Genomic DNA, 2,902 nt, shown 5'->3' on the forward strand with positions numbered 1-2,902 from the left:
GTAACGTAGTTTCTTTTCCATAATTATATTTCCTTTAATTCATTTAATTATGATACAAAGATAAGAGGTTAACAAGAACACACCAAATCAAATTATATGTTACACAACATGTTTTGTATTTTTATTGGTGTCACTTTTGCCAATCTCGGACGAGAGAGGGTGGAATCGGGTTAGATGTGACACCCGATTTGCTACCGCACAAAAGAGAACAACTATATAAATAAAAAAAATGCACCGACTCATCACGAGCCAGTGCATAAGCGAGGTAAAAACGAAACAGATTATTTACGATGTCTCTTAATACGATTACGCGTGTATCCTCCGTCCGGTTCAGGCATATACGTATCAATCATATTCCATTCACCGTAATCACGGGAACGGTATGTCTTACCATTCTGATAACGAGTATATGCATCCAAACCAGAGCCAATACCATTAAAAATCATGTTCGCAGAATTAACAGCTTCACGCCAAGGCTGTAACTTAGTATCAAATCTAGATTGCTGATATCCCTCAGCAGCAGAACCAGCACGAGAACGCAATATTGACGAATCGTGAAATGCATCAGCACCGGCATTAAATGCCCGAGAATGATAATACGATCCAAAATAAAAATTAGTATTATTGGTAGCACGAATCAAATCATCAGCAGTTTCCTCGGCAATACGATTAGAAACATTTAGTCCTCTAGCTTTAGCATAAGTCAGAATCTCATCAGCAATAAGATTCTTAACCTCCTGTCTCTTCATCTGACCGGACATAATAAGGTATTCATAATTGGCTGCCTTAAGATTCAACTCAGCTTGTTGTTGCTGGTCAAGATACTTATTTAAGACAGTTTTTGCCTCAGCATCAAGAAGAGAATTAGCAATGTTAGCGACAAGCAGGTTATTACTCCAACGCTGATTAGAAAGATTCTCCTCAAGAGAGGCCATACCAAGTTCGGCAGCCTTACGACCTTGAGAAAGATTATATGCACGTGCCTCAGGGGATGCATTTCTCCAATCAGTAGCACCTAGGTTTTGCCAAATCTGAGAACGCAACAAATCTGACATATTAAGATTCTCAATATCGGTCTGTTTCTTTTCAGACATCATTTTAAGCGCAGAAGCCAAATTAACACCAACAGATTGAAAATCAGGGGTGTAAGGGACTTGAGGAGAAGCACCAGCAGCAGTAGCAGCAGAAGTACCAGACATTCCAGCAGCAGTACCAGCCTGGGCATCACTCATATAAGGATTATAACCAGCTTCTTCCAGCCTTTTACGCTGAGAAGACGCCTTGTTATATTCATTTTCCCTATTCCACATATCCAACTGAAAATCACGAGCTTTTTGAGCTTCACGAGCGTTGAAATCATTATTCATCTGATTTATCTTAAGATTGGTCTTATTAGCATCCGATGTAGTTTTAGCACCAATAGCACCGGATATTACAGAACCAACACCACCAAATAATCCGCTAGCAAAGTCCTTAAATTTCATAACTATTCAGAAGTTGAAAAAGCAGAGGACTCAGCAGCAACAGGTTCAGCAGCAGCAGATTCAGCAGCAAGACGAACTTTTTCCTCTGCCTCTTTAATTAATGAAGCATAATTTTCCATACAATACTCGGCCCAAGAACGCATCTCAGATAATGATTGAATATGCCTAGACTTAAGAGTAGACAACAAAGTATCATCGTCCAACTGGGCAGTATATACCGACTTATTAGGAGTATAACGCTGGATATACTCACGCAATTCACTAGCAGTCAATTTATTCTCCAATCTCTGTTGGTTAAAAATCAACGAAATATCAGTAGAAATAGCAACTGAACCGTCTTTATTTACAACAGTAGACAACTGCATTAACTTATCTTGTACAGGTACTTTTGTATGCGCAGCATCAAAAGAACCATTAAAAGTATGATCTATATATTCTTTCTTTTTCATATCAATAAGGCATTCCGGAATAATCCAAATTACGAACAACTTTAATATCAAATGCACAGTTAATCAAAAATGGGTCTGTATCCCATTTTGAATCAGCATTCACCTGAAATATACTATCCAACACAGAGGGATTAACCTTAAAAATATTATAAGTAACAGAAGATGAAGCCGTAGCAACAGTAGATAACATTTTTTTCCAAATGGCAGAAGTAATAGGAGCAACCCACTCCTTTTCCGTAGTAGTAAATGCGCCTAACACATAATCATACGAAGTTTTCCAGGGATAATATCTAGGAAGATAACCCATTGTATAATCAGCAGATGCAAATCCTTTAGCCAATTCATTATCAGCATTAGAATACATAGAAATCGGAATAGATTGCATACCAATAGAATCGAGTTCAGGAATAGGAAAATCCGTATTTTGAGAAACAAACAATTGAGGATCAGGTGCAGAAGATACGTAATCCAACAATGGAACATTATGATAAATACACATTAAAACACCCCAATCGCGAGCCTCAAATTTTTCAGAACCTTGCGAAGAACCAACACCTTTACCGGCTATAACAGCCTCAGATTGAGAATTACCAGATTGAAGATTGGTATTAACAACCTCCGATATATCAAGAGACGATGAATCACCACCGATATAAGTAGACATACCTGACATATTTTCACCAACATCAACACCAAAATGTGCCTTAATCTGTGCACGATAATTTTGAGGGACATTTAGAGAAATTTCCTTCCAACGTTGGAGAGCCTCACCACGACGAAGCGCAAGGACATCGAAGGAAGCAGCAATAGAAGGCAAAGAAACAACCAATGGGTTTGATACAACAGCATTAGGACCGGCGTTAACAGAAAAATTAGAACCAGAGGGACTAATTTTATCTCCGAGAAAAGTTTGAGAGGAAGAAGAAGAGGATAGTTTTGCTTGAACAGGCAACTCCTGTGAAGACAGAC

The 2,902-nt window shown here is 38.5% G+C and carries 3 protein-coding genes; all 3 read right to left on the reverse strand.

Annotation, left to right across the window (positions count from 1 at the left end; translation table 11 throughout):
- Window positions 1-281: 281 nt before the first annotated feature.
- Window positions 282-1,484, reverse strand: coding sequence for a hypothetical protein (locus DXN04_RS34180; RefSeq protein WP_116857910.1), 1,203 nt, complete (start codon window positions 1,482-1,484; stop codon window positions 282-284).
- 2 nt (window positions 1,485-1,486) lie between these two features.
- Complete coding sequence (locus DXN04_RS34185; RefSeq protein WP_116857911.1) at window positions 1,487-1,933, reverse strand: hypothetical protein; 447 nt, start codon at window positions 1,931-1,933, stop codon at window positions 1,487-1,489.
- A 1-nt stretch (window position 1,934) separates the two neighbouring features.
- Window positions 1,935-2,902 (reverse strand): major capsid protein (locus tag DXN04_RS34190; RefSeq protein ID WP_199415206.1); only part of this gene is annotated, 968 nt, incomplete at its 5' end.

The organism is Chitinophaga silvisoli (genome assembly GCF_003412465.1).
Lineage (GTDB): Bacteria > Bacteroidota > Bacteroidia > Chitinophagales > Chitinophagaceae > Chitinophaga > Chitinophaga silvisoli.